General features: G+C 56.1%; 24 protein-coding genes and 1 pseudogene. 10 read left to right on the top strand and 15 right to left on the bottom strand.

What is annotated here, in order from left to right:
• Positions 1–141: 141 nt before the first annotated feature.
• The 4 genes from IPM21_01855 to folK form a co-directional block, all read right to left on the bottom strand.
• Positions 142–648, bottom strand: coding sequence for a TlpA family protein disulfide reductase (locus IPM21_01855; protein MBK9162661.1), 507 nt, complete (start codon positions 646–648; stop codon positions 142–144).
• Between the two features lie 61 nt (positions 649–709).
• Positions 710–1,564: a pantoate--beta-alanine ligase gene (locus tag IPM21_01850; protein ID MBK9162660.1), complete on the bottom strand. Its 855-nt coding sequence runs from the start codon at positions 1,562–1,564 to the stop codon at positions 710–712.
• A 7-nt stretch (positions 1,565–1,571) separates the two neighbouring features.
• Positions 1,572–2,444: a 3-methyl-2-oxobutanoate hydroxymethyltransferase gene (panB, locus tag IPM21_01845; GenBank protein ID MBK9162659.1), complete on the bottom strand. Its 873-nt coding sequence runs from the start codon at positions 2,442–2,444 to the stop codon at positions 1,572–1,574.
• Between the two features lie 43 nt (positions 2,445–2,487).
• A complete protein-coding gene (gene folK / locus IPM21_01840; protein MBK9162658.1) occupies positions 2,488–3,036 on the bottom strand; it encodes a 2-amino-4-hydroxy-6-hydroxymethyldihydropteridine diphosphokinase in 549 nt (182 codons plus the stop codon).
• Between the two features lie 303 nt (positions 3,037–3,339).
• On the opposite strand from folK, the gene IPM21_01835 reads away from it, so the two are divergent.
• The 3 genes from IPM21_01835 to IPM21_01825 are packed head-to-tail and all read left to right on the top strand — an operon-like array spanning position 3,340 to position 6,262.
• Positions 3,340–4,635, top strand: a complete 1,296-nt coding sequence (locus IPM21_01835) for a putative DNA binding domain-containing protein (protein MBK9162657.1) — start codon at positions 3,340–3,342, stop codon at positions 4,633–4,635.
• Between the two features lie 10 nt (positions 4,636–4,645).
• On the top strand, positions 4,646–5,908 hold the full coding sequence (locus tag IPM21_01830) for an MFS transporter (GenBank protein MBK9162656.1): 1,263 nt from the start codon (positions 4,646–4,648) through the stop codon (positions 5,906–5,908).
• 48 nt (positions 5,909–5,956) lie between these two features.
• The gene (locus tag IPM21_01825) at positions 5,957–6,262 is read left to right on the top strand and encodes a DUF2695 domain-containing protein (protein ID MBK9162655.1); all 306 of its coding nucleotides are present in this window, start codon (positions 5,957–5,959) and stop codon (positions 6,260–6,262) included.
• Here IPM21_01825 and uvrA read toward each other — a convergent pair.
• The 7 genes and pseudogenes from uvrA to IPM21_01790 form a co-directional block, all read right to left on the bottom strand.
• Positions 6,263–9,090 (bottom strand): annotated as a pseudogene (uvrA, locus tag IPM21_01820) (excinuclease ABC subunit UvrA).
• A gap of 72 nt (positions 9,091–9,162) precedes the next feature.
• The gene (locus IPM21_01815; protein MBK9162654.1) at positions 9,163–9,435 is read right to left on the bottom strand and encodes a hypothetical protein; all 273 of its coding nucleotides are present in this window, start codon (positions 9,433–9,435) and stop codon (positions 9,163–9,165) included.
• The gene (locus IPM21_01810; GenBank protein ID MBK9162653.1) at positions 9,411–10,175 is read right to left on the bottom strand and encodes a L,D-transpeptidase family protein; all 765 of its coding nucleotides are present in this window, start codon (positions 10,173–10,175) and stop codon (positions 9,411–9,413) included. Before IPM21_01810 ends, IPM21_01815 begins: the two co-directional genes overlap by 25 nt.
• A gap of 3 nt (positions 10,176–10,178) precedes the next feature.
• Positions 10,179–10,970 (bottom strand): M50 family metallopeptidase, encoded by a 792-nt coding sequence (locus tag IPM21_01805; GenBank protein MBK9162652.1) that lies wholly within the window; start codon positions 10,968–10,970, stop codon positions 10,179–10,181.
• Between the two features lie 81 nt (positions 10,971–11,051).
• Complete coding sequence (gene moaC / locus IPM21_01800; protein ID MBK9162651.1) at positions 11,052–11,519, bottom strand: cyclic pyranopterin monophosphate synthase MoaC; 468 nt, start codon at positions 11,517–11,519, stop codon at positions 11,052–11,054.
• Positions 11,520–11,550: 31 nt separating this feature from the next.
• On the bottom strand, positions 11,551–12,744 hold the full coding sequence (locus IPM21_01795; GenBank protein ID MBK9162650.1) for a molybdopterin molybdotransferase MoeA: 1,194 nt from the start codon (positions 12,742–12,744) through the stop codon (positions 11,551–11,553).
• Positions 12,741–14,093 carry a M24 family metallopeptidase gene (locus IPM21_01790; GenBank protein ID MBK9162649.1) on the bottom strand — a complete coding sequence of 451 codons (1,353 nt, stop codon included), beginning with the start codon at positions 14,091–14,093 and terminating at the stop codon, positions 12,741–12,743. The genes IPM21_01795 and IPM21_01790 overlap by 4 nt, the downstream gene beginning before the upstream one ends.
• An 89-nt stretch (positions 14,094–14,182) precedes the next feature.
• On the opposite strand from IPM21_01790, the gene IPM21_01785 reads away from it, so the two are divergent.
• Positions 14,183–15,397 carry an acyl-CoA dehydrogenase family protein gene (locus IPM21_01785; protein MBK9162648.1) on the top strand — a complete coding sequence of 405 codons (1,215 nt, stop codon included), beginning with the start codon at positions 14,183–14,185 and terminating at the stop codon, positions 15,395–15,397.
• A 130-nt stretch (positions 15,398–15,527) separates the two neighbouring features.
• Here the strand turns inward: IPM21_01785 and IPM21_01780 are convergent, their stop codons facing one another.
• Positions 15,528–16,052, bottom strand: a complete 525-nt coding sequence (locus IPM21_01780; GenBank protein ID MBK9162647.1) for a hypothetical protein — start codon at positions 16,050–16,052, stop codon at positions 15,528–15,530.
• A 53-nt stretch (positions 16,053–16,105) separates the two neighbouring features.
• Between IPM21_01780 and IPM21_01775 the strand changes: the two genes are divergently transcribed.
• Positions 16,106–16,627, top strand: a complete 522-nt coding sequence (locus IPM21_01775) for a hypothetical protein (GenBank protein MBK9162646.1) — start codon at positions 16,106–16,108, stop codon at positions 16,625–16,627.
• A gap of 59 nt (positions 16,628–16,686) precedes the next feature.
• Here IPM21_01775 and IPM21_01770 read toward each other — a convergent pair whose 3' ends face one another.
• On the bottom strand, positions 16,687–17,949 hold the full coding sequence (locus tag IPM21_01770; GenBank protein ID MBK9162645.1) for a hypothetical protein: 1,263 nt from the start codon (positions 17,947–17,949) through the stop codon (positions 16,687–16,689).
• A gap of 227 nt (positions 17,950–18,176) precedes the next feature.
• On the opposite strand from IPM21_01770, the gene glmM reads away from it, so the two are divergent.
• Genes glmM through IPM21_01755 form a run of 3 tightly spaced genes read left to right on the top strand, consistent with a single transcriptional unit; the run spans position 18,177 to position 21,121 of the window.
• Entirely contained in the window at positions 18,177–19,520 is a 1,344-nt protein-coding gene (gene glmM, locus IPM21_01765; protein MBK9162644.1) for a phosphoglucosamine mutase, read from the top strand.
• Positions 19,507–20,676: a 3-dehydroquinate synthase gene (gene aroB, locus IPM21_01760; protein ID MBK9162643.1), complete on the top strand. Its 1,170-nt coding sequence runs from the start codon at positions 19,507–19,509 to the stop codon at positions 20,674–20,676. Before glmM ends, aroB begins: the two co-directional genes overlap by 14 nt.
• A gap of 37 nt (positions 20,677–20,713) precedes the next feature.
• Entirely contained in the window at positions 20,714–21,121 is a 408-nt protein-coding gene (locus tag IPM21_01755) for a hypothetical protein (GenBank protein MBK9162642.1), read from the top strand.
• On the opposite strand, the gene IPM21_01750 is transcribed toward IPM21_01755, so the two are convergent.
• Both IPM21_01750 and IPM21_01745 read right to left on the bottom strand, forming a co-directional pair.
• Positions 21,122–23,008 (bottom strand): radical SAM protein, encoded by a 1,887-nt coding sequence (locus tag IPM21_01750; GenBank protein ID MBK9162641.1) that lies wholly within the window; start codon positions 23,006–23,008, stop codon positions 21,122–21,124.
• Between the two features lie 121 nt (positions 23,009–23,129).
• Positions 23,130–24,380: a VWA domain-containing protein gene (locus IPM21_01745; protein ID MBK9162640.1), complete on the bottom strand. Its 1,251-nt coding sequence runs from the start codon at positions 24,378–24,380 to the stop codon at positions 23,130–23,132.
• A 191-nt stretch (positions 24,381–24,571) separates the two neighbouring features.
• On the opposite strand from IPM21_01745, the gene IPM21_01740 reads away from it, so the two are divergent.
• Positions 24,572–25,495 (top strand): ROK family protein, encoded by a 924-nt coding sequence (locus IPM21_01740; GenBank protein ID MBK9162639.1) that lies wholly within the window; start codon positions 24,572–24,574, stop codon positions 25,493–25,495.
• Positions 25,496–25,758: 263 nt separating this feature from the next.
• Positions 25,759–26,418, top strand: coding sequence for a cytochrome c3 family protein (locus tag IPM21_01735; GenBank protein ID MBK9162638.1), 660 nt, complete (start codon positions 25,759–25,761; stop codon positions 26,416–26,418).
• Positions 26,419–26,453 lie beyond the last annotated feature (35 nt).

Here is a 26,453-nt window from a genome sequence, read left to right as displayed (position 1 = left end):
GATCTAAAGAGTGACCGCGGTTTCTAAGAGCAAAAAACACAGACTGCACAGAACGAAGACACAGACCAGAGGTACAAACCACAGACACAAAAAGAGGCTCGCAGTGGAGCCTCTTTTTCTTGATTTATTTTCCATTGAGAATCAGAGCAGCCGATCGACAACGCGTGAGATCGGGACGGTGACGTCGTATTTCGGATCGATGCCGCCGTAGGGTTCGCCGACCATCTTGCCGTCCTTGCCGAGGATGACGAACGAAGGTACCTGATCAAGCGAATAGTGCTTGAGCATAAATGCACCGTCATTGTCTCGGATCATCGTGGCCGATAGGCGGTTCTTTGTTGCGAACTGGCTGAGATCCGCCGCCGAGGCAAAATTTCGCGTTCCTTGCGTTACCGAATCGGTAGCGACATAGAGCACAACGACGTCTTTACCGGCATACTTGCGGGAAAGCACATTGGTGAATTCCACCTGCTTTCCAGAGAGCGGAATCCACGAAGCTCCGACCGCCATTATGACGACCTTACCCTTGTGGTCCTCGATATTGAACGAACCGCCGTTTACGGTCGTCAGTCTTGCCTGAGCGGAGACCGCCGTTGCAGATATTGCGAAGACGGTAAAGAGGAGAAACGTTTTCAGATAGTTTTTCATCACTTTTTCGGGCCGGCAAATGCCTCGCCCTACACGGTTTAGATGCAATAGAGGTGCCAGACTACTGCCCGCGGCCTAATCTGATGTTATCTATCAGCCGAACACCTCCGATCTTTGCCGCAACCGCGATCATCGAGCCCGTATCTCCAACTCTCTCAACGACTTTCAGCGTTTCAGCATTTACTGTGGCAACATAGTCAAGCGTCACGTCAGGATCCGACTTCAGCGCATTTTCTACCATTTGAGTCAATTTCGAAGCATTACGTTCACCCGAAATGAAGGCATTTTGAGCCATATGGAGTGCCGCGTAGATCACCGACGCCCGAGCCCGATCCTCAGGCGAGAGAAGTTCGTTTCGCGAAGACCTCGCGAGTCCGCTCGGTTCGCGAACCGTCTGGACCGAGATAATTTCAGTATCGAAGCCCATGTCGCGGGTCAGTCTTTTCACTATGGCAAGCTGCTGGGCGTCCTTCTCGCCGAAAAAGGCGAAGTCCGGCCGAATGGTGTTGAGCAATAGCGTCACAACCGTCGCGACACCGCGAAAATGGCCAGGCCGCGAAGCGCCCTCAAGGCTCTCGGAAAGCCCCTCAACATAAACGAAACTTGAAAAGCCCTCGGGATAGATGTCGTGCGGCTCGGGAGCATAAATGTAGTCGACGCCGAACTCGGACAATAAGGCCGCATCGGTCGCCAGATCGCGTGGATAGTTTGCGAGGTCCTTTGCGTCTGTAAATTGGGCCGGATTAACGAAGATCGAGACAATGACCGCGTCGCCGCGTTTTGAGGCTTCCTGGACGAGAGCGAGGTGGCCTTCGTGAAGTGCCCCCATTGTGGGTACAAAGGCGATGGTCTTGTTCTCACGGCGAAGCTTGCGCGTGATCGAGGCCATTCGCTGTCGGCGATTAATGATCTCCATAACGAACTTAGAACGGAATAGTTGCCGTCAAATCTTCCAGGTTTACGTCTTCGGGCAAACCATACGACTCGGCCTCGGCCGGGTAGTTGCCGCTGCGGACGTCGTCCATCCATCGCGTTATCGCGTCGGTAATGACACCGCTGACGTTGGCATATTGCCGGACGAACCGCGGCTGGCGGCCGAATGTAAACCCGATCAGGTCGTGCAGGACAAGAACTTGGATATCACAGTCGGTACCGGCGCCGATGCCGACGGTCGAGATCTTAAGTTCTTTGGTGATGACGGCCGCGACCTCGCGCGGCACAAGTTCGAGAACGACGGCGAAAGCTCCTGCCTCTTCGAGAAGCAATGCGTCGTCGATAAGACGTTTTGCGTCGTCGGTCGTTTTGCCCTGGACGCGATAGCCGCCTAGCTTATGGACCGACTGCGGCGTCAGGCCGATGTGTGCCATAACGGGTATCTCTTCATCGACCAAGCGTTTCACAAGGTCAACCCGGTTGCGGCCGCCTTCGAGCTTCACGGCCTCGGCACCGCCGTATTTCATCAGCTTGAGGGCATTTCGCACGGCCTTGTTGTCGCCGGTGTGATAGCTGCCGTAGGGCATGTCGGCGACGGTAAGCGCTCGGCTTGAGCCGCGTTTTACGGCCTTGGTCGCCGAGAGAATTTCCTCAAGCGAAACCGGGATCGTGTTCCCGTAGCCGTGAATGACATTTCCCATGCTATCGCCGACAAGGATGATGTCCACGCCGGCCTCGTCAACGATGCGGGCGGTCGGGTAATCATAGGCCGTAAGGCAAACGAGCTTCTCGCCCTTCTCTTTGGCGGCTCGAAGTGCGGGAACGTAAACCTTCTCGGGTTTGTCCGGTTTAAGGTAGGCCATAAAAGGTGTTTAGTCTATTCCTTTCAGACGTTTAAGTCTAGCATCAGACGCCGGCGACATCGGCGGCGACGCCCCGGTTTACATCCGCGGGGAGCCACTTCTCAATGCGCGAATCGTCAGGCGTTACGGCAAGAAGGTCTTCGACCGTTTTGCCGAGAACCGGATGGCGAAGCTTCGGCGCAATATCATTCAGCGGCATAAGGACGAACTTTCGGAGATGGATACGCGGGTGCGGCAGCGTGAGGAACGGTGTGTCCATCTTTGTCTCGCCAAAGAAAAGCAGATCAAGATCGATGGTCCGCGGCTTGTGAAAGGTCTTGGACGTCCGGCCAAGGTTGTACTCGATCCGGAGCAGTCGGGCCATCAACTGGGTCGGGGTCACCTCTTTACAGCGCAGTGCGACGGCCATATTGAGAAAATCCGGAGCGCCTTCCATGTCGATCGGTTCGGACTCATAGATACATGAGATAGCGGTTACTTCAAAACACGCCTCGATCAACCCGCGGACGCCGAGCAGGAGATTTCCCGCCCGGTCGCCAAGGTCGGAACCGAGCCCGACATATGCTGTTACTGCCGCGTTATTAGCCGCCATTGTTTGCGTGCTTTCACCCCGGACTTCCCGCGGGGAGTGCCAGTTCGATCGAACGTTTTGAGTCTGACTTTTGTGAAAGCTCTCTTGAAAATACTTCAAGTCGCTACCAAAAAACAAGGAATCGGCCGCCCAAGGGAGCGATGCCAGGCTTTTCCCGACGCTTATTTTTTACTTTTGGGTTTACACATGTTTGAATAGAAACAGTCCGAAAGGACAAATCCAGAGGCTTGGGGACCGGTCCCCGATGCCCGGGCGGACAAACAGGTGTGGTCCGTCTTGACAAAAAAGCACACGCCGGATTTTATGGCCCGCAGACGATTCCGACATAGCCAGCGATTTGATAATCCGGCAGATCGCTCCCATCAAGAATATCTTTTGGATGCCAGCCATCCGGTGACCTCCCGGACGGAACTGCTGCGCCTTGTCCGCGGCGGCGAAGATACCTACCTTGAATTAAAGGTAAAGCTTTCGAATCCCGAGCGGATCGCTCAAGGGATCGTCGCTCTCGCCAATACGAATGGCGGGACGATCATCTTTGGTGTGAACGACCAATTGCGGGTCGAGGGGCTGAGCAACCCCGACGAGGTGCAGGCCGAGCTTGTCCGCATCTGCCGCGAGGAGATCGTGCCGCCGATCGTGCCGATGATCGACAGCATCGCTTTTGACAGCGGAAAGCGTGTTGTCGCGCTTGATATCGATGCCCGGCGAAAGCCTTTCCGGACCCGCGACGGCCGCTTTTACATGCGGTTCGGCGCGGAAAAGCGGGAGGTGACCCGCGACGAACTCTCGCGATGGCTCGACGAGATCCGGCCATTCACATACGAGAATATTCCGCTCTTTACGGCAACCGAAAGCGACATCGAGGAAGGGTTGCTTTGGTCGTTTGCCCAGGCGTTCGCCGATATCAATCCACTGCCGGGCCAGTTTGATACAAAAGAGCTCGTGCGAAAAGACCTCTTGCTCGCGGCGGGCAATGGCGACGAATTTTTCCCGACGGTCGCCGGGCTGACGTTATTTGGCCGGACAGAAAGCGTGGTCTCGCTCTTCCCGCGAAGCACGGTTAAGATCAGCCGCTTTTCCGGCGAGAACGGCAACGCACAGTTGGTGGAGAGCCGTGACGTCGGCGGCAATCTGCTGCATCAGTTTGAGGCAATGATGCAGTTCGTCGAACGCTACTGCGACCTCGAAAAGACGGCCCCGCGACAGCGAAAGGCCGACACGAACGGGCAAGCCGTGCCGCGTTCGAAATATCACCTCTATTCAGTTCGCGAGGCGGTTGCGAATATGCTCATTCATCGCGACTTCGCGCTTCGCGATATCGGCTCGCGAATGAACATCTACGACAACTCGATCGAGTTCATCAACGCCCGGCGGACGAACGGCTTCGTGCCACCGGCCTCGCGGGCGATACGGTTCGGCATAACCCAGCGGATCAATCCGCAGATCGCCGCCATCTTTACCCGCCGCGAATATTGCCCCGACGTGCCGCAAGGCGGCCTCCCGATGATCCTCAAACAATCCGAACGGATCTCACGCCGGCGGGCCGAGGTCTATACCTCGAACGACGAATTCAAACTAAAGATCTACGGGACCGCGTAGCGACGTCGCGATGCTCCTCGACATAACACCGCTCAGGGACTCTCGCGATTACCGGCTGCTCTTCATCGGCCAGCTCGTTTCCTTCTTTGGTTCGATGATGACGTTCATCGTCGTCCCGTGGCAGATGTATGAGCTCACGGGCTCATCGGCGATGGTCGGCTACATCTATCTCGCCGAGTTCGTGCCGATGCTCGTGCTTGCCGTCATCGGCGGAGCACTAGCGGATTTTGTTGAAAAGCGGCGGCTGCTCCGGTTGACCGAGTTTGGCCAGGCGGCGGCCTCCGCGACGCTTCTTGCCAATTCGCTGCTCGAAACTCCCTACGTTTCGGTGCTTTTTATTTGTGTAGCCGTCCACGCAGGCCTTGCCGCGATACAGCGGCCGGCATTCGAATCGTTCATACAAAAGATCATTCCGCCGGAGCTGATCTCGTCGGTGATGGCGCTCAACTCGATCCGCTGGAGTATCGGGGCGATCATCAGTCCGGCGATCGCGGGAATCATTGTTGTCAAGCTCGGGCCTTCGGTCGCCTACGCACTCGATCTGGTTACGTTTGCGGCGACGATCTACGCGGTCTATGCCGTCAGCGCCGTACCGCCGCCGGAGAATGCCGAGCGGCCGAGCCTCGATGCGATCCGCAAGGCACTGAGATACGCAAAGAGCCGGCAGGAGCTTCTCGGGACGTATTTCATCGACATCTTCGCGATGTTCTTCGCGATGCCGCAGGCGCTTTATCCGGCACTTGCGGTGATCTATGGTGAGCGATATCTCGGCTTCTTTCCTGCCGCGATCGCACTCGGTGCCTTGGTCGCGAGCCTGACCTCCGGCTGGACGAAGTCGGTTCACCGCCACGGAGTTCTGGTTACGGCGGCGGCAGTACTTTGGGGATTTGCGATCATCGGATTCGGGCTGGCGGACGGCATCGTTTTCGCGTTGCTTTTCCTTGTGGCGGCCGGTTTCTTCGATATGATCTCCGGCATCTTTCGCGGAGCGATCTGGAATCAGACGATACCGAACCATCTCCGCGGCCGGCTGGCGAGCATCGAGATGGTCAGCTATCTGACCGGGCCGATGCTCGGCAGCGCAAAGATGGGGATCGTGGCCGAGTCGTTCAGCGTAAAGATCGCTCTCGTTTCCGGCGGAATTTTGTGCGTCGTTTCGGTGTTGGCCGCGGCTTTGTTCCTGCCGGGTTTTCTCCGCTACGATGGCCGCGACGGCATCCGCCGCCGACACGAAGAGGAAGAAGCACACGCCGGCCGGAAGGCCGAAGAATAAAAGATCCCGGACCGTGCCCGCCGGACCGGAATGTGGTAGAAAACCATTATGCCGATAGTGAGAAAACGACAGATAGAATCACTGCAGCAGCTTAGCGGCGAGGAGCTCGAGGCTTTTCTCGATTCGCTCCCGGCCGGTGCAGAGTCGATTAGCAAGCTACTCGATTTTGTCGAGGACGAGCTGTACGACAAGGAGTGCAACCACAGCCTCCGCTATGCAATGCAGTTCATGATGGAGAACGGGCTCAGCTTCCCAAAGGTCTCAACTTGGCTGACGGAAAACGGCGGTTACTGCGACTGTAAGGTGCTAGAAGAAATAGCCCCGCACTGGCGCGAGAAGTTTGGTGATGATTGATCAAAGCACATCTTTGAGATAACGGCCGGTGTGCGAGGCTTCGCAGCCGGCCACTTTTTCGGGCGTGCCGATGGCGACGACATGGCCGCCGCCGACTCCGCCTTCGGGGCCGAGGTCTATCAGGTGATCGGCTGTCTTTATCACGTCCATGTTGTGCTCGATGACGATGATGCTTGAACCGTTATCGAGCAATGCACGAAAAGCTCCGAGCAGCTTATTGATGTCGTCAAAGTGGAGCCCGGTCGTTGGTTCGTCAAAGATGAAGAGCGTTCGCGAGGCGGTCGTTTGGGCAAGGTGCGAGGCGAGCTTTACACGCTGTGCCTCACCGCCGGAAAGTGTAGTCGCCGATTGGCCGAGCCGCAGGTATCCGAGCCCGACGGCATCCAGGACGCGGAGTTTCGTCACCAGCTTTTTCACATCCTTAAAGAAAAGTATTGCCTCGCTAACGGTCATCGCTAGAGCTTCGTGGATGTTTTTTCCCTTGTAGCGAATGCCGAGCACTTCCTGCTTGAATCGCGTTCCGCGGCAGTCCTCACAGGTGAGTTCGACGTCGGCGAGGAACTGCATCTCGACCGTAACGGTGCCGCTGCCCTGGCAAACCTCGCACCGGCCGCCGGGCACATTGAATGAAAAATGTGACGGGCCAAAGCCTTTCGCCTTTGCCGATTGTGTGCCCGCAAAAACGTCGCGGATGGCGTCGTAAGCTTTCACGTAGGTCACCGGGTTCGAACGCGGCGTGCGGCCGATCGGCGATTGATCTACCAAGATGACATCGTCGATGTTCTCGGTGCCTGTGATCTCCTTAAAAAGCCCGACGTGGCCGGTCCATTCGCCCCGCATTTTCTTGATGCCGGCGTAAAGCACGTCGTGGATCAGCGTCGATTTGCCCGAGCCTGAAACTCCCGTCACACAAACGAGCATTCCGAGCGGAATATCGACCGAGACGTTCCTGAGATTATTCTCGCGAGCACCCGTGATGGCGATCTTTTCCTTGCCCGGCTTCCGCCGCTTTTGTGGAACGCGGATCTCCATCTCGCCGTTCAGGTAGCGAGCCGTCAGCGATTGCTTCGATTTGAGCAGCCCTTTATACGTGCCCTCGTAAACGACCTCGCCGCCGAGTTCGCCCGCGGCAGGGCCGATGTCGATGACGTGATCGGCGGTCCGCATCGTCTCCTCATCGTGTTCGACGACGAGCAGCGTGTTGCCGATGTCGCGAAGGTGCTTGAGGATGTTGATCAGCCGCGTATTGTCCCGCGGATGGAGCCCGATGCTCGGTTCATCAAGCACATAAAGCGTGCCGACGAGCAGCGAGCCGAGATTGGTCGCGAGCTGAATACGCTGAGCCTCGCCGCCCGAAAGCGTGGAGGCAAGCCGATTGAGCGTCAGGTAATCGAGCCCGACATCGACGAGGAATTTGAGCCGCCGACGGACCTCTTCAAGCAGGCGTTCAGCGATCTTCTCGCGTTCGCGATCGAGTTCTAATTGGTTAAAGAACTTTGCGGCATCGGTGATCGAAAGATCAAGCACCTCGGGCAGCGAGCGGCCGCCTATTTTCACATCGCGGGCCTCTTGTCGGAGCCTCGAGCCGCCGCAATCGGGACACTTGGTGTAACCGCGGAACTTTGCGAGAAAAACGCGGACGTGGAGCTTGTATTTCTTCGTCTCAAGCCACTCGAAAAATCCGCGGATGCCCCGCCAGCCTTCGTCGCCAAATACGATGCAGTTCTGCTGATAATCCTCGAGGTCGGCGTATGGCTTTTTGATGTCTATCCCAGCCGCGGCGGCATAGCGAAGCAGTTCCTTCTGCGCCCATTCGTACTGCGGCCGCGTAAGGGCTCGACCGCTCCGTCCTTTATCGACTTGAGCGGATCGGGAATGACGAGCCCGTAATCGACGCCGATCGTATTGCCAAAACCCTGACAGGTCCGGCAGGCTCCGTAGGGCGAATTGAAGCTAAAAAGCTGCGGCTCCGGCTCTTCGTACACGGTGCCGTCATACTTGCAGATGTAGCGGTTGGCGTATTTAAGCTTCGTGCCGTCGGTCGTTTCGATGATGGCCGAATGTGCTTCGCGGAAGCAGGTCTCGAGCGAATCGACCAGCCGCTGGCGGATGTCCGCCGACGCCTTGAGGCGGTCGATGAGGACGAAAGTATCGTTCAGGTCCTCGTGCGGGTAGTCCTCGGGCCGTTGGAGTTCGATCACCTCGCCGCCGCGATAAAGCCTTGCATAACCGGACTGCATCAGCGACATCAGATGTGCCTGCGTGCTCAAAGCCTGTTCGTTCTTGACGGCTTTTGTTGTTCGCTTAGTCGGCTTTTTCGCCGGTGCAAGTGCTTCGGAACTGATCGGAAAGAGGACGTAGAACCGCGTTCCCTCGGCGAGCGTTGAGAGCGTCTCATCGGCAGCCGACTCGGGCGAGTCCTTCTTCACCTCGCGGCCGCAAACGTGGCAGAATGTCTGGCCCGCACGAGCGTAAAGCAAGCGAAGGTAATCGTAGATCTCGGTCTGCGTCGAGACGGTCGATCGCGGGTTGCGGGTCGAGTTCTTTTGCCTGATGGCGATGGCCGGAGCGATGCCGAGGATCTCATCGACGTCCGGCTTGTCCATCCGCTCGAGGAACTGGCGGGCATAGGCGGAGAGCGACTCAACGTAACGCCGCTGGCCCTCGGCATAGATGGTGTCGAAGGCAAGGCTCGACTTGCCCGAACCGGAAACGCCGGTGATCACCGTAAGTTTATTGAGCGGGAGCGAAACCGAAACGTTTTTGAGATTATGGACGCGGGCGCCGCGGACGCTGATCACTTCCTCTTTCCGTCGTACTGCCTTCATAGAAGCCTTCGCCGTGTGCAGGGCAAACTTTGATTCTAGCAAAGCGGTCGGGCGGGTGAAAGGCGGCGGCGGTTACCAGCGGCGTTCGATGCGGGAAAGATTCTCTCGCCAGTGTTCGGCAGATTCGCTGACAAGAAATTGGATGCCGCGTTCACCTGCGAGCGGGCTCGCCGGCGGACGGGCGATGCGGTAATTTCGGCCCTTTGGAGATGCGACCGAGAGCGTGATGCGTTCCTCGGACTTGCGAGAGACGGCAGCGAATCGCCATTCGGTCTTTGCCCGGATCAGGAGCCTTGCCCCGAGCGGAAGATCGGCAAGCGTCATTTCAGCTTCGGGAGATTCCATTTCTTTCGGAGCTTTTTGTACTCTGCAGCAGGCAGCTGGACAAGATACGGGTTCCGGGTCGGTTCGAGCCAGGAGACGATACGCTCGACATTTCGGCGTTCCATCGCGGTGCAGCCGCTGGTCGCGGTCTCGGCGTCCTTCCAAACGTGGAGAAAGATGCACGAACCATCGCCGCGGCGGACCGGATAGGAATTGTAAGCGACGAAGACACCGAGGCCGTATTCCTCACCGACGGCAAGCATTTTCTCCGAGCTTTTCCAATCGAAATTGCCGACCTTGAAGCGGTCAACGATCTTGTTGTAATGCGATGAGGCGGCGTCATCGACGCATTCGGTCGAGCTTTCGAGCTTGGTGTAGGGATAGTTGAGTTGTTCCGGTTTCGGTGAAGAGCCGAAGGCGGAGGTCAGAGAAAAAAGCCCTGCCGGAGCCTTGCCGTCGCCCTCTTTCTTGAATTCACTTGCAGATTCGGGGGCAGATTCGATCGCCCAGCCAAGGCCGCTGCGACCAACCACGATCGGGAATTCATCGCCGACAGCGGTCCACTTTGCGCGAAGCGTTTTGCGTTCGAAGAGGCGTGCTGTGCCTTTGACCGTCGGCCAATCGGGCGTGGTCACCACAACCGCCTGAAGCGATTCGGCAAATGGCTTTTTAACGGCCGGCGGCTCGGGTGTTTTCACCTGAGCCGCGACGGTAAACGAAAATGCAAGCAAGAAAAAACCGAGAGCCGGGAGTCTTCGCATAAGTTATTGATCTTCGAAAAGGGCGTCCGACGAACCCGACCGTTTGCTGACCGCATAGACCCGCAGGCCGATGGAGATCATCAGGATCGAGATTGCCATCCAGATAAACACCCAGACAACGGCCGGAAGCCCCGTGGCGGCCGCCATATTCGCTGCGTCCGATTGGGCGTTCGAGAAGGTCGAGATGAAGAAAAGATTTACCAGGTCGAAGAACGCATTAAGCAGTGTCTGCACCGCAAGAAATGCGAGTGCGAAATTGACCCACTTGATCTCGGCGTATTTCGCCACGGCAAAAAGGCCGGCTGCGATGATGCTGCCCGAAATTACCGTGAAAACAAGCCCGCCGAAAGTTGCGGTGGAGAAAAGATTCCAGATCGGGGCAAGCACGCCAAAGACGACCGTCAGAACCCCAACCGTTCCGGCCGAGATGTAAAGGGCAAGACGCGAATCGAACCCATAACGCATCCAGGCCAGCAGGGCGGCACCGAAAGCGGTCGTGCCGAGATAACCGGCACTTGAGATAAATAGCTGCGAGAACCAACCCGAGGACTGTGACCAAACAACGCCGCTCGCATCCGGCGAAACCGCCAGGCTCTGCACCGAGTTGCCGGTGAGGACGGTCGCCAAGGCATGGCCGCCTTCATGAATGAACGTCGCAAAAAGCTGGAGCGGGTAGAAAATATACCCGACGAACGGGATGAACCACGACGCGATCCAGATCCCGATGGTGACCAGAGTTGCGATAAGCAGCAACGTGAACTGCGGTTCGGCTTCTTTTGCGACTTTGTAAGGCATAATTTTCTCCCCTTAAAGGTCTGAAACAGATTACGAAACAGTTTACCGCAAAGTTCGCCCGGAGCGAAGAAAAATCGGCGGCTAGCTGCGGCTGTAGTCTTCCTTGCCGCCGGTTTTCGATTCGAGCCGGATGTCGGTTATCTCGATGTCACGCTGAACGGCCTTGCACATATCGTATATCGTTAGGGCCGCGACCGAAACGGCGGTCAACGCCTCCATCTCGACGCCGGTCTGTGATGTTGTGATGGCCTTGGCCCGAAGTTCGATGCCTGAATCCGTCAAATCGGCCTCGATATTTACCTTTGAAAGCGGCACCTGATGGCAGAGCGGAATTAGCTCCGAGGTGCGTTTTGCGGCCATGATGCCGGCGATGCGGGCGATCTCGAGCGGGTCGCCCTTCGGCGTTTCATTGGCGCGGAGCTTTGCGATGGTCTCCGGCGAAAGAATCACGCGGCCCGATGCGACGGCGACGCGCTTCGTCGGTTCTTTGCCGGAAACATCGACCATCCGGATGCGTCCGGCTTCATCAAAATGCGATAAATCGCTCATAGGTTCGCTCAGTGTGAATGCGCCTAATGTATCAAAGGAAGAGCACTTCGCACACCTCGCCGGACGTGAGGGAACCGCCGGCGGGAATTTTGACAAGGGCGTCGGCACTCGCAAAGCCGATGAAATCCGATGAACCATGCCAGCGGAGCGGAACGGCGAGCAGGCGGCCTTTGGAGTCGGTCGCGAGGCTCGCCGGCAGATAAGAGTCGCGTTCACGCGTGCCTTTCGCCTCGCCTTCCAATATTGCAAAGCCAGTTGGAAGCTCGACGGCGGACGCCGATTGCATCAGCATCAACGCCCGCCGAACGAAAAGGTGAAAGGTCACCGCCGCCGAGACCGGATTGCCCGGAAGGCCAAAGAAATATGCCTTTTGCAGCCTCGCGAAAACGGTCGGCTTGCCGGGCTTGAGCTTCACTTTTTCAAAGAAAACCTCCGCCCCGAGTCCGGCGATCGCTTCCTTCGTCAGGTCATATTTACCGACCGAAACGCCGCCGGTCGTTATGACAAGATCAACAGATCTCGCGGCGGTTTCGATGGCGGCGGTGAGTTCGGAAAGCTTGTCGCCGACAGTAGGAAGCGTTACTGTCTCAGCACCCGCGGATTGGCAGAGCGAGGCGAGCATCAATGAGTTGGAGTTGCGTATCTGGTCGGGCTTTGGGCGTTTCGCGATGGGCACGATCTCGGTCCCGGTGGCGAGTATGGCGACCCGCGGCCTTTTCGAAACCTTCAGCTTCGCGTAGCCGAAAGCCGCCGGTACTGAAATATTTGCGGGCGAAATGCGGGTTCCGCGGCGAAGCACTGTCGCGCCCTTTTTAACCTCTTTGCCTTTCGATACTATGAAGCGGCCCTTTGCGGTCGGTTCATTGAGTGTGACGTTGCCATTGGCCTCGGACGTTAGCTCGATCTTCTGAACTGCGTCGGCACCCGCAGGCATCGGTGCTCCCGTCATTATTCTCACGGCTTCGCCCGCTTTCATTCGCCCCTTCCAGCCGCGGCCGGCGGCTGACTCGCCAACCAGCTTCAGCACCGCCGGAGCATCTTTCGTATCAGCCGCACGCACGGCATAGCCATCCATCTGCGACCGATCAAACGGCGGCATATCCGAATCAGCCACTATATCTTCCGCTAGAATTCGGCCGATCGAGTTCTCGATCGCAACCCGCTCTGCCGGCAAAGCCAGCACCTCGCGGCCGATGATCTTAAGAGCTTTAGCAACTGCGATCATCGAATGATATATATCTCCGTCTGCCGCGGGCGGATGAATTCGTAGCCTTTTTCGGTCATTACGGCGTCGTCTTCGGCCATCATTGTGACCTTTTGCCCGCCCCATTCGGCGACCGGCGTTGAGGTGTTTAGCTCGATGGACATATACGAGCCGAGGATGATCTTGTTCCCGCCGCCGCCGATGTTACCGCGGAAATCGATCGACGGGCCGAGGCCATGGCCGTGGGTGCCGATCGGGTGCGAGTAGATCATCGCCTCAATGCCTTGCCGTTTGACCTCGGCCATTGTCTTTTCGTAAACCTCGGTGCCGGTCATGCCCGGTCTTGCGATGGAGAACAAGATGTCCTGCAGCCGATTCGTGTTCTTAAACGCCGCCGTTAGACCCGCCGGAATGGTCTTTTCGCCTTCCTTCAAGACATACGCGTGCTTTTGCCAGTCGGTCGAGAGGCCCATGTAATCCAGCCCGAAATCGAGATGGAGCAGGTCCCCGCGACGGATGACCTCGGCTTCGGCTGCGGTGCTGAGGAACGGCCCGGTCGTCTCGGTCGCGGCCCGCCGACGCTGGATGCGGAGGTCCGGTTGGAACCAGATGGTCAGGCCGAGCTTGTTGACCTGTTCCATCATCCACCAGCGGACGTCGCCGACCGTCGTCTTGCCCGGCGTTATCACCTCATTTGAAAACGCACGGCGGGCGATTATCTCGGTTGCGGCAACGGCGTTGCGATAGTGCTCGAGTTCCTCGGGAAGCCGCGTATCGAAAAACTCCACTAGCAAATCGGCCGCCGGGACGAACTTCTTTTCATTCTCCGCACCGAGCGATTCCGCCAGAAAGCGGTAGGAATCATAAGAAAGCCCGCTCTGTTGGCCGCGGCTGCCGCCGATGTTGAGTGCGATGGTCTTCGGCTTGCGTTCATCGACTATCTTTTTCAGCTCCTCGCCAAATTTATCGCGGGCGGGCATCACCATCCGGTAATGATTCTTAAGCCGCTCCTCGTCGTAGCGGACCATCGCGATCCGCTCCAGCGTCTCACCGCGGTCGATGAAGATGAAAACGTCCCGCCGGCCTACGATCGGGATCGGCGGCGTGATGTGTGGGGTTACGGGGTCGCTGTTAAATTCCTCATTCACAACGATCCACATATCAATGCCATGCCGCTTCATCATCCCCGGCAAAAGCGTCCCAAGCCGCTTCTTAAGCCACCCCTCCCGAACCTCCATCTGCTCTCGCTGCGAAAGCAGCTTCGGCATTGCTTCTGGGGTCGGGCTTTGAGCAAGGGCGTTGAATGAAAAGAGAGCAGCGACGGTGATGAGTATCGCAGAAAGAGTGAATAAGCGTTTCGAATTTGGCATATTTCGCTTGGACCGAGGTTCGGTGATATTCTTTTAAGTTGTTTCGAGTCTGATATTAACACAAAAGGATTTTCCGAAAAGGAGCAGTCGTGATCGATTTTGAATTGACAGAAGAGCAGGAGCAGTTGAGGAATACTGTTCGTGAGTTTTGTGCGGGCGAGGTTGCTCCGCACATTAAGGAGTGGGACGAGAAGGCGCACTTTGAGCGGAGCGTTTTTGACAAGATGGCCGAGCTTGGGCTGATGGGCGTCTGCATTCCGGAGGAATATGGTGGAGCGGGATTTGATTATATCTCGCTCGGCTTAGTCTGCGAAGAGCTTGAGGCCTGCGATACGTTCCTGCGGGTCGCGATGAGCGTCCACGTCGGGCTTAACAGCATGAGCCTGCTCGCCTGGGGAACCGAGGAGCAGAAGCAGAAATACCTCGTCCCTCAGGCGAAGGGCGAAAAGCTCGCGACCTTTGGCCTGACCGAACCGAACGCCGGGTCGGACGTCGTCGGGATGCGAAGCTACGCAAAACGCGACGGCGACGACTGGATATTGAACGGCGAAAAGATGTGGATCTCGCTCGGCAATACGGCCGATCATTTCCTGTTTTTCTGCTGGACCGATCAGGAAAAGCAAAAGGTTCGCGACCACACTGGTATCTCGTGCTTTATCGTCGAGCGGTCGATGCCGGGCTTTTCGAGCGGAACGCTCCACGGCAAGATGGGCATCCGTGCGGGTGATACGGGCTACTTTTCGCTCCAGGACGTCCGCGTCCCGGCGGCGAACATGCTCGGGCAGGAAGGCGAAGGCTTTAAGATCGCGATGTTCTCGCTCGAGAATGGCCGCTACACGGTGGCTGCCGGTGCGACCGGCGTCATCAAGGCTTCGCGTGATGCCTCGGTCGCTTATGCCAACACCCGCGAGGTGCAGGGCCAGACGATCGCCAATTTCCAGCTTGTAAAGCAGAAGATCGCCGAGATGGAAGCCGATTACCAGATGGCGCATCTGTTGTGGCTGAAATGCGGCTACCTGAAGAACGAGGGCAAGCCTTCGGCAAAGGCGGCGAGCCTAGCTAAGTGGCAGGCGACGACGCGTTCGGAGAAAGCGGCGTCGATGGCCATCGAGGTCCACGGAGCGAACGGCTACATCAATGATTATCCGGTCGAACGTTACCTGCGGAACTGCAAAGCAGCGGTGATCTACGAGGGAACCCGCGACATCCACACGTTGATGCAGGCCGACTGGGCGCTTGGGCTAAAGAAAGAAAAATCAGCTCGCGTTACGCTGCCGAAGTATCAAGCCGCCGGTGCGAAATAATTGGGTCGAGAACAAAAGAAAAGAGGATGGCTCGTGGGCCATCCTCTTTTTCATTTAGCCGGTTCGGTGTCTTTTTAATCGCAAACGCCACAAAGGCTTTGCACAAAGTTCGCGGAGACTTTTGCGAAGGCTATTTCTTCTCAAAACCCGGGACGCGATTTGTCAGCTTCCAGTCGTTACCTTCCTTTACGAACAGGACCTTGGCACCGTTCGGCATGCTTTTGGTCTTGACCTCGGCGACGGCTTCGTTGCCGGTGATGGTCTCATTGCGGACCTCGCAGAGAGCGGTCGTCGCCATATCGTTCGAGAAATATTCCATCAGTGAATCGATGCCGTCGGCCTTCATTTCCTCTTCGATGCGGCGAATAGAATCTGCTGAGTAGATCCGGCGAATAGCGGCTTCATCCTTTTTCTCGACCGCGGCACAGTATGCCTTGAAGACCGGGCCGACCGTCGGAGCTTCGTTGGTCGTCGCGGCCGGCGTCGGTGTGGTCACCGCGACCGGGCTGTTGCTGTCGGCATTTGCGTTGATAGCCGCTGAGTTTGCGACGTTGCTGTTTGCATTGGCGTTGTTTGCCGCGGGTTCGGCTCCGCCACATGCCGCAAGAAATGCCGAAAGCGATACGAAAATAAAAGCAATGAAAAATCTGTTCATAAATATCACCTGATTAAGCTAAGTTCAAACTCCCGAGTATAATAAAGCTCGCAATGTTCGACAATTCTTACACGACCATTTTTCGCAAGGTCTATCTCTTTACAGCTCTCCCCGAGCCGCTCACACCGGCCAGCGAGCACGTCCAGCTATTCGACAATTATCTGCCCGAGACCGGCCTCAGGCTTCGTTCGCTCCGCATTCCGGAGACGAAAGCGTGGCGGTATTTCTTTGACCAGGAACGGGCGGAGTTTGCTGCGGTGCGGACCATTAAGCGTGCGGCGATGGAACTCGATGAGAAAGAATATGCCCACCTGCAGATGTTTGAGGGCAACGAGATTCGCAAGAATCGCTATTTCGCCCAGCTCAACGCCCGGCCGGCGACGCTTGATATTTATCTCGGCGAGCTCTGGGGGCTGAATGTGGCGACGGTGGAGTTTGCTGATGAAAGCGAGGCTTTAGCATACCCGCAACCGGAGATCGCGGTGGCCGATGTCTCGGCGGATGCGTTTTTTACAGGGCCGAACCTTGTTCAGCTCAAGTTCGCAGACGTCCAAGCCCATCTGGCAAGCGAATAAAAGCAAAAACGGCCGCTGGCTAGTTCACCGGCGACCGTTCGATCATTTAGTATCTTCTCTTACTTACGGCGAGGCGTCATCGGGACGTTCTGCTCGACCGAGGCGAAGATCTGCAAATAGATCTTCGTTTCACGCGGGATGAGGTTCGCCCAGCCCGCACCGCCGCGGGTGATGTATCCCGGAAGGCGTGCAGGATTTGAATTATAGCCGGCCGCCATTATCTGTTCCTGGGTTGCAAGCCCGCGGAGCAATGCATCCGAGACCGAAGGCCGCGACTTGAGATCATCCCACGTCCACTGCATATAAAGCAGCATCGCCTGAGAGGCGTTAACGTGGTCGCGCATTCCTTCAACAAAGTTCGGATTGAGCGGGACGTTCGGGAACTGAGCCCTGACCATCCGATAGGTCGACGGGATCATTTGCACCATTCCGCCCGCACCGGCCGAGCTGACGGCGTATCGGTAGGTCTGGCCTTCGTTCAACGCAAAAAGCGTAAAGACGTCGTTGTAAATATTTTGATGCGGTTCGGTCCTGAAGCGGAGGTGATCGACGTGTTCGACGACGGCCAGCCTTTCCGCTATGTCGGCAACCTTCGGATCAACCCGAAATCCGAGACGCCCAAGCCGTTCGCGAGCCGTGTTAATAACGTTGCGTACGTAGATCTGTCCGGCGCCGACGACCTCCGGAGTAACGATGCCCGGATGGGTCGACATGTAGTATGCCGTTTCCTGATAAACGCCTTTATCGACTCTCGGATATTGGACAAGAAGCGGCAGATGCTGCTGATTGCGTTCGTCAAAAATGATAACCGGTGTATTGACCCCGTTGCCGCGAATCGTGCGGAGGATCATATTGCGTCCGCCTTCGGACACGACCGCTTTATCTGATGCGGTTGAAAGAAATGCATCCTTGGCGAGCATCACAAAGTCGATGTCATTGCGGTCCCAGTCGAAGAACGCGACCCGCACGGCCTCGACGCCCTCAAATGCATTGCCGCGGGAGGCGGTCGTGATCGGCCGCGATTGTAGGCGGCGTTTGGCATCGGCGATCTTTGCCTTGATCTCATTGAAAGAAGGCGTTCGGCGGCCGGTATTCGGGTAAGCGGAACTCGGCGGCGTTTCAGGCGTTGCGACAGGCTGAACCGGTGCGACAGTTCGGGGGCGCTCACCGGCATTCGGTCCCGACGCGGGACGCTCCTCTGCCTTGATATTTTCGGTAACTACGACCTTTACTTTTCGTTCTTCCGGTTCGGCGGGCTTTTGGCCGAAGGCTCCGGGGCATAGAAACAGCAATGCGGCAAACGGAAGTATTTTCGTTTTCATTATTTAATTCGTGCAGGGGAAAGCTGGGTTGAACGTTTACGGGCTAGTGCCCGCCTTCTCGACCTATAGATTCGCCCAACGCATAAATGGTTGTCAAATCAAAAACCGGTGATTATCGTAGCAATAATTAAGATTTATGGCAATTGAGGCTTTTCTGCGTGCCATAAGTTAATGTATAAGTTGAACTTGAGCTATTTTCTATGAGTACGGGCAAGAAAACGAAATTAATGAATTTATTTGGAACGGATGGGATACGCGGACGGGCCGGGGAGTTTCCGCTGGATGATGCTACGCTCTCGGCAATCGGTCGTGCGGTCGGCGAGCACTTATGCGACCGCCTCGGCCGCGGGGCAAAGATAATAACGGGCCGCGACACGCGCGAATCGGGCGAGCATATTGAGCAGGTCTTCTCGGCCGCCGCTGCGGGGTCGGGCGCCGAGTGCCGGTCGGCGGGTGTGATAACAACACCTGGCGTCGCTTTTCTCACGGCCGAGGGCGGATTTGACGTCGGCGTCGTGATCAGCGCGTCGCATAACCCTTACGAAGACAACGGCATCAAGCTATTCCTGCCCTCGGGCAAGAAACTAAACGCGCAGGATGAACGGGAACTTGAGGCTCGGATACACGAACTGCGAAAGGATTCGGCGACTCAGCCGAATCCTTCGTTTGATCTGACTTTGTATCCTGATTCGCACGCGAAATATCTCGAGCATCTGAAAGAAAACTCGCCGGGACTTCGCCTCGATGGGCTGAAGATCACGCTTGATTGTGCGAATGGGGCGGCAAGCACGCTTGCTCCCGAGCTCTTTCGCGAGCTTGGTGCCGAGGTTGTAGCGATCGCCTGTGACCCGGACGGACGAAATATCAACAAAGATTGCGGCTCGCTGCATCTCGAAGGCTTGCAGGCGGCAGTGACAAAAGACAAGGCTGATATCGGCATCGCCTTTGATGGCGACGCGGACAGGTGTTTGTTCGTCGATGCAGGTGGGAATGTGGTCGATGGCGATGCAACGCTTTGGATATTGGCCAACGACATGCTGCGTTCCGGCGAGCTCAAAAGCGGCAAGGTCATTGCGACCGTGATGAGCAACATGGGGCTCGAGATCGCATTTCGCGAAGCGGGCATCGAGATGGTGCGGACGAAGGTCGGCGACAAATATGTGCTCGATGAGATCCTGCGGTCCGGTGCCGAGTTCGGCGGCGAGCAATCCGGCCACATTATTGTCCGCGAGGTCGGCTTGGTCGGCGATGGGATGATGACGGCGTTGCTCGTCCTCAAAGCAATGAAGGCAACAGGGAAATCGCTCGCCGAACTCACGGCCGGTTTTACAAAGTTGCCGCAGATTCTGGTTAATCAAAGGGTCAAGGAAAAGGTTCCATTCGAGACAATTCCAGCGATAAAAGCGGCGGCCGACGAAGCTGAACGCAGGCTCGAAGGGCAGGGAAGGCTGTTGCTGCGATATTCCGGAACGGAGAACCTCGCCCGGGTGATGATCGAGGGCCGCGACCAAAATGTGATAGAGGAAATGGCACACAGCATTGCTGCGGTTATCAAAGATGCGATCGGCTGAGAAGAAAATCGAGGTCGGCGTTCGTATTCCCGGCGAGGCTTCAAAGTACCGGATAGCCTGCGGTTCTGGACTTCTCGACAGTGTCGGCGAGGTCGTCCGCTCAGCACTGGGCGAGGACGTCCGACGTGTTGCTGTGATCTCAAATCGAAAGGTGTTTGGGCTTTATGGTGAACGCGTCGAACTTGCGTTGAAGCAGGCCGGAGTTTCCGTTTCATCGTTCATGATCGGCGACGGCGAACGGTTTAAGACGCTGAAAACTGCAGAGAAGATACTCGCGTTTCTTAATTCCGAAGGCATCAAACGGAGCGACGCAGTCGTTGCACTTGGCGGCGGCGTCGTCGGCGATGCGGCTGGTTTTGCGGCATCTTTGCATCTTCGTGGCGTTGCGTTGATTCAGTTACCGACGACGCTGCTTGCGATGATCGATTCATCCGTCGGTGGAAAGACGGGCGTGAATAGCTCTTTCGGCAAGAACCTGATCGGTACGTTTCATCAACCGACGGCCGTCGTCGCAGATGTAAATGTGCTCGCCACGCTCGATCCGCGTGAGCTTTCGGCCGGCCTTTTCGAAGCTGTTAAGCACGGTGCGATCGCGGGCGAAAAGCTCCTCCCGACCACGGAAAAAATGATCGATGCCCGCGGCCGCGACCTGAAATTCATTGAGGCAGCAACACGCGAAACGTTTGCGAAGGGCATCGCAGAGCACGTCAAGTTTAAGGCTTTGATCGTGAAAGGCGATGCCCGCGAGGCGGTCGGAGACGTTGGAAATCGTTCGCGAAAGATCCTGAATTTCGGGCATACGCTCGCCCACGCCCTTGAACTTGCGACCGGCTACCGTTATCTCAAACATGGCGAGGCGGTCGGGCATGGAGTTCTCTTTGCTGCAGAACTCTCAAAAAGGCTTGAATTATTGCCCCCGGATAGTATAAACTTCTTAAACGATGTTGTTCATCGTGTCGGCGGCCTGCCGGCGGTGAACACGATCGACTTTGAGGCTGTTCTCTCAGCCCTTTCCAATGACAAAAAATCTCGTGGCGGTTCGATTGAATGGGTTCTGCTCGAAGGCATCGGCCGGCCTGAGATCGTATCAGACAAAACTTTCCCCGTTGGCCTTCTGCGGTCAAGCTTAAAAGCCTATCTTGAGTCCACGCGTTAATGATCTTCGCTTATCTGTTTTTCCAGGAGTATTTCGTATGAATAGCAATAAATTTGATCGCAGTTCGGAACGCGGCGGGGCAGGAGTGAAGTTCCTGATCGTATTCGTTCTCATCATTCTCGCCGGGAACGCCGGGGTTAACTACATTCCGGTCGCCTACAATGGTGCGAGCTTCCGGCAGGAAATGGACACGGCAGTGGTAAAGGGAATGGCGACATCTGGAAGGCTGAAGCCCGCTGATGTGGTTTCAGATTATCTTCGCCGTGCTGCGACGGATAACGACCTGCCGGTTGATGCTTTTGTCGAGGTGAAGGATAACGGGAAGTATGTCCAAGCGATAGCCTCGTACAGTGTCGATGTCAATATTCTTCCGTTTGGTATCTACAAGTACAAATACCAATTCGACCACACCGCCGTGCCGACAGGTTTTCTGACCAAGCAGTAACTAAGCGCCGACGGCGAGAGCTTCGCGGACCTTAGCGGGCTGTATCTGAACCAGAGCCGCAGGGGCATCGGCGAGCCAGGTCGTCGGGCAAACGCCGCAGGTCGTACATTTTTCAACAGCAGGACAAGGAAGGCTCGAGAGCGATTCTCGGGCCTTTTCGTGTTCGGTCTTGAGAAATTCGAACGAAAGGCCTGTATCGACGATCGACCACGGAAGAAATTCATCGTAGCTGCGGTCTCGCGAAGTATGGAAAGCGGGATCGACTCCGGTCTCGCGAAGGGCCTTGTCGATGTCGCCACCGAGGGCTGCAGCCCGCTCGATCACCTTTGCGATCGTGCGGTCGCCGGAGGAAAAAAGTGCCTGTTCGTGGGCGATGCGGGCGGACATAAAGCGGACGTCCACATTCGGGATGCGGCCCAGGCCCTTGCAGACGTATTTGATGCGGCGTTTCAATTCGCGTTCATCGCAAATGGCGTCCCACTGAAGCGGCGTGTTCGGCTTCGGCACAAACCCGTTAAGGGAAGGGATGATCTTTCCCGCACGGCCAAAGCGTTTCCCGGCTTCGAGCATTCGGTCCTTGATCCGTTCGACAAGGACAAACATCTCGTCGAGGTCTTCCTGCGTTTCGGTCGGAAGCCCGACCATCATATAGAGCTTGATGGTCAGCATTCCGCGGTCAAAAACAGCACCGCAGATATCGACGATCTCGTCGTTAGTCAAATTTTTGTTGATAACGCGGCGGAGGCGGTCGGAGCCGGTTTCCGGAGCGACGGCTATCTGCTGGTCATTTGATTCGACCAAAGCGTCGAGCAGTTCGTCGGAAATCTGGTCCAGCCGCAGGCTCGAGACCGTTATGCGATATTCCATCGCCCTCAATTCGCTGAGAATGGTCGATATCTCCGGGTGGTCGCAAACGGCGGTCGATACAAGGCCGATCTTGTCGGTCTTGCCACGCCATTCGGCGGCCTTGGCGAGGATGTCTTTTGCCGGGACGACCCGCGGCGGATAGTAGTTATAACCAGCCCAACAGAACCGGCAGCCCTGAGAACAGCCTCGAGAGATCTCGACCAAAAGACGGTCGCCCATCTCGGCCGCGGGCGCCCAGACTGCCGTCGAGGGGCAGAAGGTGTCTTGGTTGACGAGAAAATCCGCAAGTTCGTTTTCGCCGCGTTTCAGGGCCCGGCGGAGCGTGCCTTCTTTCGGGTTGACCGAGGCGAGGGCCCGCCCGACACGCTTCGGAACGCCCGCTTTCTTCGGAACATAATCGAAGACCGTGCCGTCGTCGTTGTAGATGACGTCGTAAAGCGACGGAATATAAAACCCGCGGCCGATGGCTGCAAGAGCGGCGAGACTTTCGTCCTTCGTTTCGTTTTCAAAGATCGCGTCAACAAGCTGGTGAGCGAGTATCTCGCCTTCGCCGACGGCGATTATGTCGGTAAAATCTGCGATCGGCTCCGGATTAAGAAAGGATGCCGCTCCCCCCATAATGATTAGCGGGTGATAATGGTTGCGTTTCGCGGACCATACCGGAATGCCCGAAAGCTGCAGCATCCGAGCCATGTTGAGGTAATCGGTCTCGAATGAAATTGAGAATGCAACGACATCGAAATCACGGACGGGCGTCTGAGTCTCAAGCGAGAGCAGCGGTGTCCGCGACTTTTCGTATTCTTTGAGCTCTGAAGCATCGGGCAGGAAGACGCGTTCGCAAGAGACTTCCGGAATGTTGTTGAACAGCTCATACATCGTATGAAGGCCGAGGTTGGCCATCCCGATCCCGTAAGTATTCGGGTAGCAAAGAGCAATGCGAAGCGAGGCCCCGTGTTTCACAACGTAACCTTCCTCGTTTGCAAGCTTTGCCTTGTAACTGTCCGTTATCTTTCTGTTCATCAATTCCGTAGAACGGTAAACAAATAGAATAACAGTTTGAGGCGGTAATACTCAATCATTTTCTAAACAAAAGACGGCCCGGAGGCCGTCCATCCGCATTCGCTATTCGAACCTGCTACCACTATTTCTTCTTCTCAACCTCTTTCGCGATCAGGACAACGCTGCGGTGCTGGACAACGAAGTTCTTTTCGTCGTAAACGCCGTCGCCGTCTACATCGACCTTAACCTCGAGCTTATGCTTCGAGCCCGGCTTATGTTTTTCGTCGAGTTCGTAGGCCATGTTGTATTGATTGCGGAGCAAGCCATTGATCGAGTTCAGGTAATCAGGGATCTCGCCGGGAAAGGTCATTTCAAAGTGCATTCCGCCCGATTCTCTAGCGAAGGTATTCATTATGTTCTTTGCCTGCAGGAAGTCCATCCTTCCCGGCATTCCAGTGATCGATGTCGTCGTCTCCAGGCGGTGTTCATACATCTTGTAGAACATGTTGCCAGTGCTAATTATGTAGATCGGTATTCCGGCCTCTTGGATCACCTTGCGGATCTCGCCGTAATTCGTTCGGCTGAAGGTATCGATGCCCGAAGCAACGAGGATGATCGCCCGCCGCTTGGCCCGGACGTCAACCATTCCCCCGTACTCCGTCGTCCGACTTTCTGAATTCTCAAGCACGACGGAGTCGCCTTTTCCGCCGATCAATGAGAACTTGATCGCGTCATAAAGATTGTTCTCGCGAAATGCAGGCGTGTTACGAAGCAGCAGATCGACCGTTTGGCGGATGCGGTTCGGATCGTTGGTAAAGTCTGTGATCGGTGTCGGGCGAAGGTCGAAAGCCACGACCGAGGCGTAATCATCAGGCGGTTTGATGAACTGCGTGATGAACTGTGCGACCGGGCGGATGGTCTCATAAATGCCGGGCTCAAAAACACCGCCCGATGCTCGGCCGAACATCTCGGACCATTTGCTGTACTCGAGGACAAGCGTAACGGTTATCGGGGCTTCAGGCGTGGCGAAATCGGCGATATCGCGTTTAATTCCATTCTCGAAAATCCCAAAATTCTCTTTTTTCAGGCCGGTGATGATCTGGCCGGACTTCTTGTTGTAAACGACCGCATCGACATTGACGATGTTTGTTTCAATGCGAAGCGGGTCGTCGATCACCTCGGCGTTCTTTATCTCCTCCTGAAGCCGCCGCTCCTCTTCTTCCTTCCTAAGCTGTTCTTCGGTCTTTGGCGTCGGCCGTTGATTGCGTTTTTCGTTTCCGGTCGGCGTCGGCCTTTGCGGGCGAGACTGCCCGACGGCAACCGATTGAAAAACGAACACCGCTAGGATCATGAATGCGACCCCGGTTCGACTACGAAGAACTAGATTTTTCATATAATTTTCCTTTGTTCAAGAAGTTCAGAGCTTTGACTCAAATTGTGGTCGATTGGTTGGCTTTAATCAAGAGTTATCTTCGTCGGCAGAACATTTTCGGTTTTTCCGCTGAACTTATGGGATGGTCTTTGACACCCTTGATGCCAGCGTCTAGAATTCCCTTTGCTTCTCAGTTAAATTGCTTCGAAATTATGTCCTCGCTCTCCAATTCTGAGACCGGTTCACTTGGCATTAGCGTTCGTTCGGCCGGGCTTACGGCCGTGACGCTGGCTGAGGGTAAGATCGTCTTCAGGAAGGAGGCGGTGCTCGGCACTGAATCTGGGATAGCGGAGCGGATCGCGGCGTTTGGACGCGAGTGTTTGGCGGAGGTTGGCGGCGAGGTCGAGCGTGTTGGGATCGCGGTCCCGGGTTTGATAAGCAATGACCGCAACCGGGTCGAATTCTCGGCTGCATTTCCTGAGCTTTCACGCACCGAGATCGGTGCAATGCTTGCCGACGCTTGGGGCAAGCCCGTCACGGTCGAAAACGACGCCAATTCCGGAGCGCTTGGTGAATATCGCTTCGGGGCCGGCCGCAATGCGGCGAGTATGTTCTATGCAACGCTCGGCACCGGCATTGGCGGGGCTATCGTCCTCGATGGAGATATCTGGCGCGGAAGTTCGGGTTTTGCGGGTGAATTTGGGTATGTGGCTATAAATTCCGACGGGCTTCGGCTTGAGGATGTTGCATCTGGCCCGAACATCGTCCGGCGTGCCGTGAGCAGGATACATCAGGACGCTACCTCAGACCTTGCTTCGCTCGATGATTCGCAGTTGACGGTCGAGAAGATCGTCGAATCGGCGGTAAAGGGCGATGATTTTGCAATGATGATGCTCGAACGGACCGGCACATATATTGGTTCGGCCCTCGCGAGCGTGATCAATTTGCTCAACATCGAGCGGGTCGTGCTCGGCGGTTTGATAATGAACGCCGGAGATTCAGTTTTGGATTCGATCGTTTCGCGAGCCCGCGAGCTTTCGTTCGGCCCGTCATTTCGTGATCTGACCATCGTCAGCGGCGAATTGGGGACGGATGCATACGCGATCGGGGCATGTATTGCCGGAAACGGCAAATGAATGGATCGTATCGCCGTTTCGAAGGCGTTAATCACGCTTATCAGTGGTTCTAATTCGACCGGGCGTTGTATTTGGACGCTGGCGTTAATAATTTGTAAAGAGCAGAGCTTGCGGTTTGCCCGGACTTTAGTTAAATTATTCGGAGTTTTTCCGATCTAAACCTCCGAAAATTTAAGCTCGAACGATTTAGAGGCCTGCAACTCTCGTAAATTGAAGATATTGGTCTATCGAATCGAGGTGGTTGGGGTTTTTCAGGTGTAACAATGGCCCAGTTTTTTCCAAAAAGCGCGAACAATGTGGCGAAGATCACAATGATCCTCGGCGTCGTACTGGCCGTAACGGCCTTTTACGCATACACACAGCTCGCCCGCTCGTCCTATCTTACCGGACGATACGTCGAGAAGCAGCAGCCTGTGCAGTTCAGCCACAAGCACCACACGGGTGACGATGGCATTGATTGCCGCTATTGCCATACGACGGTTGAGACGACCGCGTCGGCGGGTATGCCCTCGACCGAGACGTGTATGACCTGCCACTCGCAGATCTGGTCGGATAGCCCATACCTTGAGCCCGTTCGTGCCAGCTATCGCGACAATACGCCGATCGAATGGGAACGCGTGCATGACCTGCCGGAATACACTTACTTTAACCACAGCATCCACATCGCAAAGGGCATAGGATGCTCGACCTGCCATGGCCAGATCGACAATATGCCTTCGGTCTATCAGGAAAATACGCTTCAAATGGAGTGGTGCCTCGCTTGCCACCGCGAGCCGGAGAAGTTCATCAGGCCGAAATCTGAGATATATAACATGCGTTGGAAGGATAGCGACCTTTCGACCGAAGCACGTGTTCAGCTCAAGCAAGAATACAAGATCCGCAGCCGCGAAATGTTGACGAGCTGCTCGGTGTGTCACCGTTAGTGGCTGCCGTTGATCGTTTACCGGAAAGGGAAAGG

The sequence above is a fragment of the Acidobacteriota bacterium genome (assembly GCA_016716435.1).
Taxonomy (GTDB): domain Bacteria; phylum Acidobacteriota; class Blastocatellia; order Pyrinomonadales; family Pyrinomonadaceae; genus OLB17.
The sequence above is the reverse complement of the archived record's forward strand: the minus strand, read 5'-3'. Positions and strand labels throughout refer to the sequence as shown.

Coding starts and splice junctions, on each gene's coding strand:
- IPM21_01855 (MBK9162661.1), bottom strand. CDS start 648: ATGAAAAACTATCTGAAAACGTTTCTCCTCTTTACCGTCTTCGCAATA.
- IPM21_01850 (MBK9162660.1), bottom strand. CDS start 1,564: ATGGAGATCATTAATCGCCGACAGCGAATGGCCTCGATCACGCGCAAG.
- panB (MBK9162659.1), bottom strand. CDS start 2,444: ATGGCCTACCTTAAACCGGACAAACCCGAGAAGGTTTACGTTCCCGCA.
- folK (MBK9162658.1), bottom strand. CDS start 3,036: ATGGCGGCTAATAACGCGGCAGTAACAGCATATGTCGGGCTCGGTTCC.
- IPM21_01835 (MBK9162657.1), top strand. CDS start 3,340: ATGGCCCGCAGACGATTCCGACATAGCCAGCGATTTGATAATCCGGCA.
- IPM21_01830 (MBK9162656.1), top strand. CDS start 4,646: ATGCTCCTCGACATAACACCGCTCAGGGACTCTCGCGATTACCGGCTG.
- IPM21_01825 (MBK9162655.1), top strand. CDS start 5,957: ATGCCGATAGTGAGAAAACGACAGATAGAATCACTGCAGCAGCTTAGC.
- IPM21_01815 (MBK9162654.1), bottom strand. CDS start 9,435: ATGGAATCTCCCGAAGCTGAAATGACGCTTGCCGATCTTCCGCTCGGG.
- IPM21_01810 (MBK9162653.1), bottom strand. CDS start 10,175: ATGCGAAGACTCCCGGCTCTCGGTTTTTTCTTGCTTGCATTTTCGTTT.
- IPM21_01805 (MBK9162652.1), bottom strand. CDS start 10,970: ATGCCTTACAAAGTCGCAAAAGAAGCCGAACCGCAGTTCACGTTGCTG.
- moaC (MBK9162651.1), bottom strand. CDS start 11,519: ATGAGCGATTTATCGCATTTTGATGAAGCCGGACGCATCCGGATGGTC.
- IPM21_01795 (MBK9162650.1), bottom strand. CDS start 12,744: ATGATCGCAGTTGCTAAAGCTCTTAAGATCATCGGCCGCGAGGTGCTG.
- IPM21_01790 (MBK9162649.1), bottom strand. CDS start 14,093: ATGCCAAATTCGAAACGCTTATTCACTCTTTCTGCGATACTCATCACC.
- IPM21_01780 (MBK9162647.1), bottom strand. CDS start 16,052: ATGAACAGATTTTTCATTGCTTTTATTTTCGTATCGCTTTCGGCATTT.
- IPM21_01775 (MBK9162646.1), top strand. CDS start 16,106: ATGTTCGACAATTCTTACACGACCATTTTTCGCAAGGTCTATCTCTTT.
- IPM21_01770 (MBK9162645.1), bottom strand. CDS start 17,949: ATGAAAACGAAAATACTTCCGTTTGCCGCATTGCTGTTTCTATGCCCC.
- glmM (MBK9162644.1), top strand. CDS start 18,177: ATGAATTTATTTGGAACGGATGGGATACGCGGACGGGCCGGGGAGTTT.
- aroB (MBK9162643.1), top strand. CDS start 19,507: ATGCGATCGGCTGAGAAGAAAATCGAGGTCGGCGTTCGTATTCCCGGC.
- IPM21_01755 (MBK9162642.1), top strand. CDS start 20,714: ATGAATAGCAATAAATTTGATCGCAGTTCGGAACGCGGCGGGGCAGGA.
- IPM21_01750 (MBK9162641.1), bottom strand. CDS start 23,008: ATGAACAGAAAGATAACGGACAGTTACAAGGCAAAGCTTGCAAACGAG.
- IPM21_01745 (MBK9162640.1), bottom strand. CDS start 24,380: ATGAAAAATCTAGTTCTTCGTAGTCGAACCGGGGTCGCATTCATGATC.
- IPM21_01740 (MBK9162639.1), top strand. CDS start 24,572: ATGTCCTCGCTCTCCAATTCTGAGACCGGTTCACTTGGCATTAGCGTT.
- IPM21_01735 (MBK9162638.1), top strand. CDS start 25,759: ATGGCCCAGTTTTTTCCAAAAAGCGCGAACAATGTGGCGAAGATCACA.